This window comes from Streptacidiphilus monticola, assembly GCF_042658505.1.
GTDB lineage: Bacteria > Actinomycetota > Actinomycetes > Streptomycetales > Streptomycetaceae > Streptacidiphilus > Streptacidiphilus monticola.
Genome location: NZ_JBHSQJ010000144.1, coordinates 20,600 through 27,085 on the forward strand (window position 1 = coordinate 20,600; position 6,486 = coordinate 27,085).

The following is a 6,486-nucleotide window of genomic DNA, read 5'->3' on the forward strand; positions in this document are numbered from 1 at the left end:
GACGCTCATGCGCCGGCCTCCCCACCTGGATCGAGCGGTGCCAACAGCCGTGTGGGGATGTCGAGATGGCGCGACCGCAGCCATTCGCCCAGGCCCTTCGCCTGGGGGTCGAAGCGGGCCTGCGCCGCCGCGCCCTCGCCGAGGATGCCCTCGACGACGAAGTTGACCGCCCGCAGGTTCGGGAAGAGGTACCGGCGGACGGGGAGTTCGGCGGACTCCGGCAGCAGCCGCCGGAGCTCGGCCACGGTCAGCGTCCGGGCCAGCCAGTCCCAGGCCGCCGCGGTGCGCACCCAGACCCCGATATGGGCGTCGCCGCCCTTGTCGCCGCTGCGCGCCCCGGCCACTAGCCCCAGCGGCACCCGCCGGACCTCCTCCCTCTCCGGGCCGGGCGGGTCCGCCGAGTCCTCTGCGACGTCCTTGAGCTCCTCCGTGACGGGCGCAGGGGGTATGTCCTCCCGGGAGCCGTCCGGCAGCACAGCGACGTGGGGCACCAGTGCGGCGTCCACGTACGCGGCGGTGAACACGCCGTAGGGCGTGCCCTCGCCGGGGACCCCGGTGAGGCAGGCGCCCGGGTAGCCGGCGAGGGCCAGCTCCACCGCCGTCCCGGAGAACGCGCGGCCCACCTTCGCCGGATCGGGGTCGCGGGCCACGCAGCGCAGCAGTGCGGACGCCTGCTCCTGCGTCGGCGCGTCCGGCCGGTCCAGCCGTGACAGCGTCCAGCGCAGCTCCCGCGGGCGCGCAGGCAGCCACGACTCGAGCTGGCTGCGCACCAGTTCCGCCTTCGCCTCCACCTCCAGCCCGGTGAGGACGAAGCCCATCTCGTTGCGGAAGCCGCCGAGGCTGTTCAGCGACACCTTGAGCGTCGGCGGCGGCGCCTCGCCGCGCACGCCGGAGATCCGGACCCGGTCCGTTCCCTGCGGCGTCAACTCGACGCTGTCCAGGCGCAGTACGGCGTCCGGCCCGGCGTAGCGCGGCCCGGCCACCTCGTAGACCAGCTGTGCCGTCACCGTCCCCACGGTGACGGCGCCGCCGGTGCCCGGGTGTTTCGTGATGACGCTGCTGCCGTCCGGGTGCAGCTCGGCGATCGGGAAGCCGGGGCGGGTCAGGTCCGCGCTCTCGGCCAGTTCGGTGAAGAAGGCGTAGTTGCCGCCGGTCGCCTGGGCGCCGCACTCCAGCACGTGACCGGCGGCCATGGCGCCGGCGATGCGGTCGAACTCCGAGCGCTGCCAGTCGAAATGGGCCACCGCCGGTCCGACGACGAGGGACGCGTCGGTGACCCGGCCGGTGACGACGACATCCGCCCCGGCCCGCAGGCAGGCGGCGATGCCCCAGGCCCCCAGGTAGGCGTTGGCGGCGATCGGCTGCCCGAGCCCCAACTCGGTCGCGCGCGGCAGCAGATCGTCCCCCTCCACGTGCGCGATCCGCGCGGGGGTGCCGCTGCGCTCCGCCAACTCGCGCAGTGCGGACGCGAGTCCGGCGGGGTTGACGCCGCCGGCGTTCACGACGACCCGGACGCCGCGGTCGAGGGCCAGCGCCAGGCAGTCCTCCATCTGCCGCAGGAACGTGCGGGCGTAGCCGAGGCAGGGGTCGCGCAGGCGGTCCCGGCCGAGGATGAGCATGGTGAGTTCGGCGAGGTAGTCGCCGGTCAGCACGTCCAGTTCGCCGCCTTCGAGCATCTCCCGCACGGCGGACGCCCGGTCGCCGTAGAAGCCCGACGCGTTGCCCACGCGCAGCACGTCCGCCGCCGCGCCGATCATGCCGCCACCGCCTTCCCGCCCCGCCCGGTGCGCCGCTGACGCGGCGTCAACGAGGCTGGCACGGCGGGTCACAAAAAGCAATCACGCACGCTTGTTTTTCTGGAATCACGCCACACTGCCGCAACACTGGGCTGACAGAATCGGCGCAGCACCGCTTCGGAGTGAGGAGGCCTGCCGTGCCGACGAGCACGCAGCCGCTGCGGAAACTCGGTTTCCTGACCATCGGCCTGTTCGATCCCGCCGACCCCCGCCCGGGGCACGAGGCCACGCTGGAGCTGATCCGGCTGGGCGAGGAACTCGGCTTCGACAGCGCCTGGGTGCGGCACCGTCACCTCCAGCACGGGATCTCCTCCCCGGTCGCCGTCCTCGCCGCCGCGTCGCAGCGCACCAGCCGGATCGAACTCGGGACCGCCGTGATCCCGCTGGCCTGGGAGAACCCGCTGCGCCTGGCCGAGGACCTGGCCACCGTCGACCTGCTGTCCGGCGGCCGGCTCAACCCCGGTGTCAGCGTGGGCCCGCCGATGCAGTGGGAGCGGGTGAGGCCCGCCCTCTACCCGGACACCGGCGACGCGGAGGACTTCGGCTACGGCCGGGTGCAGCGGCTGCTCGACTTCGTACGCGGCGTCCCGGTCACCGACTTCAGCGGGACGGAGGGCTTCGAGGTCTTCTCGGACCGGGTGCAGCCGCACGCTCCCGGGCTGGCCGACCGCCTCTGGTACGGCGGCGGCAGCCTGCGCTCGGCGGCCTGGGCCGGGGAGCACGGGATGAACCTGCTCACCAGCAGCGTCGTCAAGGCCGAAGCGCCCCGAGCACCGGGCGCGGACGACGCCGACGGCACCGGCGCGGAGGCCGACTTCGCCGCCCTCCAACTCGCCCAGATCCGCGCCTTCCGGGCCGCCCACCCCGCCGGGGACCGGGCGCGGGTGTCGCAGGGGCTGGTCGTCATCCCCACCGACAGCGCGACGCCCGAGCAGCGGGCCAAGTACCAGGCGTACGTGGACGAGCGGACCCCGCGCACCAAGGCCCCTCAGGGGCCCGGGCGGCTGCTGTTCGCGCCGGACCTGATCGGCAGTTCCGCCGAGATCGCCGAACAGCTGTACGCGCACGCCGCGTTCCGCGAGATCGACGAGGTCGCCTTCGCGCTGCCGTTCTCCTTCGCGCCCGAGGACTACGTCCAGATCCTCACCGACATCGCCACCCGGCTCGGCCCCGCTCTGGGCTGGCGGCCCGGCCTCTGACATACGATCAGCCAATGTCTGACATCACGGAGACCACGCCCGGTTGGCTCGCCCCGGACGAGCTGGAGCAGGCGCGGGCGCGCCTGCCGATCCTCTACGTCGAGGCCGTTCCGGTGCGGGTGGACGACAGCGGGGAGATCACGCACGTCGGCCTGCTGCTGCGGATCGGGCCGGACGGCACGGTGAGCCGCACACTCGTCTCCGGACGGGTCCTGCACCACGAGCGGGTGCGCGACGCGCTGCTGCGGCACCTGGAGAAGGACCTCGGACCGGTGGCCCTGCCGCGCATCCCCGCCTCGCTGCAGCCGTTCACGGTGGCCGAGTACTTCCCGACGCTCGGCATCACGCCGTTCCACGACCCGCGGCAGCACGCGGTCTCGCTGGCCTACATCGTCCCGGTCAGCGGCGACTGCCGGCCCCGGCAGGACGCGCTGGACCTGGTCTGGTTCAGCCCGCAGGAGGCCGCGTCGGCCGCGGTCCAGCAGGAGATGCCGGGCGGACAGGGCGTCCTGCTCAAGCAGGCGCTGGCCCATGTGGGCGCGCTGACCTGAGACGGACGACGTCGCCGCGCCGACGGAACGTCAGGAACGGCGGCGGGGGCGCGAGCGCCGGCCCGAAGGGCCGCTGCCGCGCCCCTGCTGCTGCCCGGACCGGCGCTGCTGCTGCTTCTGCGACTGCGCCTGCTGTCCCTGCCCGGAGGGCTTCCTCTTCGGCGCCTTGGCCGCCTCGGCGGCGGCCGTCCGGCCCCGGGTGCTGTTGACCGACCGGCCGCGGACCACGCCGATGAACTCCTCGACCAGGTCCGTGGTGCGGTCCTGCGGCCAGGACAGCGCCACCTGCGACTGCGGCGCGTCCGTGAGCGGACGGTACGTCAGGTCCCTGCGGTGGTGCAGCCGGGCCAGCGACTGGGGGACCACGAGCAGCCCGATGCCCGCGGCCACCAGCTCGACCGCGCCGGCCGTCGTCGCCGGGCGCTCGAAGGCCGGCTCGCCGGGCGGGGTCCCGTCCGGACCCGGCCAGGCGAGGACGTCGTCCAGCGGATGGATCACGACCTCCTCGGCGAGGTCCGCGAGGGCCAGCTCCGCCGCGTCCGCGAACTCGTGGTCCTTGGGCAGCACGACGACGGTCGTCTCCAGGTACAGCGGGATCGCGCTGAGCACGTCCCGGTCCACCGGCAACCGCACCAGCCCCGCGTCCGCCCCTCCCTCGCGCAGCGTCCGCTCGCCGTCCGCCGCCTCGACCTTGACCAGGGAGAGCGGGACCTCCGGCAGCCGCTCGGTCCACACCCGGACCCACTTGGCGGGCGTCACGCCCGGGACGTAGGCGAGCCGGAAGGACGCCGCCGCGGGGGCGGCCGGGTTGTCTGTCACCACGTCAGGCTACCCGCTGCGCCGCCCGCACCGCCGTGACCAGGGCAGGTGCCGATGCTCGCTACCCTTGACGGCATGACTACGCCCAAGCCGAAGACCCCCCAGACGATGAAGCCCGCGACCGCGGCCAAGAAGCTGGGTGTCTACCTCCCGGCCACCCCCGCCGAGTTCCAGGAGGGCGTCGTCTCCCGCGACGAGCTGAACGCGCTGCAGGCCGACCCGCCGGAGTGGCTGACCGAGCTGCGCCGCAACGGCCCCCACCCGCGCCCGGTGGTCGCGGCGAAGCTGGGCGTCTCGATCTCGGGCCTGGCCCGGGGCGGGGTGACGGAGGCACTGACGACGGAGCAGATCGAGGCGCTGAAGGCGGAGAACCCGAGCTGGCTCCAGCAGGAACGGACGATCCAGGCGGAGGTCCGCAAGGAGGCTGTCCGCGTGAAGGAGAAGCACCGCAAGGAAGCGACGCAGAAGGCCGAGCAGACCCGCGGCCGGGGCTGACGCCCCGTCAGCCCGTCCCGGCCGGCCCACCTGAGGATGCCGGCCCGCTTGCGGGCCGGGGATCGCGCGGCGGATCGGGCCGGGGATCGGGCCGGTCCGTGGCTGCCGGGCCTTCGAGGACCGGCCGGAGGTTCCGGTGGGTGGCCTCGTGCGCTGCCGCGCCGCGGGCGGCGACGAAGCCGAGCAGCGCGGGAGGGGCCGAGAAGACCAGCTCTTCCGTGACCAGCGTGCCGCCGTCCGGCCCCGGGGCGAAGGTGATCAGCTGACGGGTCGTCACGGCCGGGGAGGTCCAGGTCTCCGTCCGGTACCGCAGCCCGTCGGTCTCGATCCGCTGCCGGGCGTGGGTCCGGGTGGGTACGCGTACCCCGAGGACCGGGACGTCCTCGATCGCGGTGAACTCGACCGTCCGCAGGCCCGCTTCGACGGTGTCCCGGTGCAGCACGAGCCGGCGCAGGAAGGCGTGCGCGCCGAGGTGGTTGCCGATGTCCGCGTAGACGGCGAAGACCTGCGCCGGTGGCGCGGCGACGGACGCGGTCAGCGTCCGGGTCGCCTCCCGCCGCGGGCGGCGGCGCTCCGCCCGGTGCGCGGCCCGCCGCCACTGCGCGGCGAGGCGGGCGTCGCCCGCGATGTGAGGAGCACTGGTGGGCGGCGTCATGCGTGCGGCTCCCGGGGCGAGGCGTCGAGGGGTCGAGGGGTCGAGTTGGGCCGGACGGACGCTGCGTCGCGCCGACGGGTCCGACCGGGCGGCGGGCCGGACCAACTTCCGGTCGCCGACCGGATTATGGCCCGCTCCGGGCCCCCGGCGGAACGGGGTTGGTGGGAGTGGGGCCCGGATCGTGCGGCTTGGGCGCGTTGTGGTGGCCCGGCCTCTGGGCTCGGGCAGGAGGCCGGGTTGCCATGGCGCGCCTCCCCGCAAGGGCGATCGGCGCGCTGCGGCAGGCGGCGGGGCTCAGTGGGTGGGTTCGAGGTCGTAGTCGGCGGGCACGGCGGAAGCGACGGTGCGGGTGGTGACGGTCCGGGCCGCCGGGGCGAGCAGTTGACGGAGGGTCAGCAGGGCCAGCAGGCCGAGGCCCGCGCCGGTGAGGGGGACGAGGAGACCGGAGGCGGCGCCGACGGAGTCGGCCAGCCGGCCGGCGACGGTGGAGCCCAGGGCCAGGCCGAGGCCGACCGAGCCGGTGAGCCAGGCGAAAGCCTCCGTCTTGGAGCCCGCGTCGACCAGCGACTCGACCAGGGTGTAGGCGGAGATCATCGTGGGTGCGATGGCCAGCCCGCAGCAGAAGACCGCCACCGCGAGCGACAGCAGGCCCGGCATCGCCCACAGCGTGGAGCAGCCCAGCACCAGCAGCGTGTAGGAGGCCAGCAGGCGGCGCTGCGGCGACGCCTTCCAGCGCAGCGCGCCGAACACCGTACCGGCCAGCACGCTGCCGGTGGCGAACAGGCCGTAGACCACTCCGCTCAGGCCCGCGCGCCCGTCCGCCTCCGCGACCGCGGTCACCGAGACCTGCAGTGCGCCGAACACCGTGCCCACGCCCAGCAGCGCGCCCACCAGCAGGCGCACCCCCGGAACGGCGAGCGCCGAGCGCCCGCGCGTGGCCGCGCCGGGCGCCGGCAGGGGCGGCGCGCTGC

The 6,486-nt window shown here is 74.7% G+C and carries 7 protein-coding genes; 3 read left to right on the top strand and 4 right to left on the bottom strand.

Annotated elements, in window-relative coordinates; all coding sequences use genetic code 11:
- Window positions 1-5: 5 nt before the first annotated feature.
- Entirely contained in the window at window positions 6-1,757 is a 1,752-nt protein-coding gene (locus tag ACFP3V_RS28080; protein ID WP_380589308.1) for an acyclic terpene utilization AtuA family protein, read from the bottom strand.
- Window positions 1,758-1,933: 176 nt separating this feature from the next.
- Between ACFP3V_RS28080 and ACFP3V_RS28085 the strand changes: the two genes are divergently transcribed.
- Together ACFP3V_RS28085 and ACFP3V_RS28090 are read left to right on the top strand one after the other, a co-directional pair.
- On the top strand, window positions 1,934-2,995 hold the full coding sequence (locus ACFP3V_RS28085) for an LLM class flavin-dependent oxidoreductase (RefSeq protein ID WP_380589311.1): 1,062 nt from the start codon (window positions 1,934-1,936) through the stop codon (window positions 2,993-2,995).
- 14 nt (window positions 2,996-3,009) lie between these two features.
- Entirely contained in the window at window positions 3,010-3,546 is a 537-nt protein-coding gene (locus ACFP3V_RS28090) for an NUDIX hydrolase family protein (protein ID WP_380589314.1), read from the top strand.
- Window positions 3,547-3,576: 30 nt separating this feature from the next.
- Here ACFP3V_RS28090 and ACFP3V_RS28095 read toward each other — a convergent pair whose 3' ends face one another.
- The gene (locus ACFP3V_RS28095; RefSeq protein ID WP_380589317.1) at window positions 3,577-4,365 is read right to left on the bottom strand and encodes a LysR substrate-binding domain-containing protein; all 789 of its coding nucleotides are present in this window, start codon (window positions 4,363-4,365) and stop codon (window positions 3,577-3,579) included.
- Between the two features lie 54 nt (window positions 4,366-4,419).
- On the opposite strand from ACFP3V_RS28095, the gene ACFP3V_RS28100 reads away from it, so the two are divergent.
- On the top strand, window positions 4,420-4,860 hold the full coding sequence (locus ACFP3V_RS28100; protein WP_380589320.1) for a DUF5997 family protein: 441 nt from the start codon (window positions 4,420-4,422) through the stop codon (window positions 4,858-4,860).
- Between the two features lie 7 nt (window positions 4,861-4,867).
- Here ACFP3V_RS28100 and ACFP3V_RS28105 read toward each other — a convergent pair whose 3' ends face one another.
- Together ACFP3V_RS28105 and ACFP3V_RS28110 are read right to left on the bottom strand one after the other, a co-directional pair.
- A complete protein-coding gene (locus ACFP3V_RS28105) occupies window positions 4,868-5,515 on the bottom strand; it encodes an SRPBCC family protein (protein WP_380589323.1) in 648 nt (215 codons plus the stop codon).
- A 294-nt stretch (window positions 5,516-5,809) separates the two neighbouring features.
- On the bottom strand, window positions 5,810-6,486 hold a 677-nt coding region (locus ACFP3V_RS28110; RefSeq protein ID WP_465270113.1), incomplete at its 5' end, for an MFS transporter.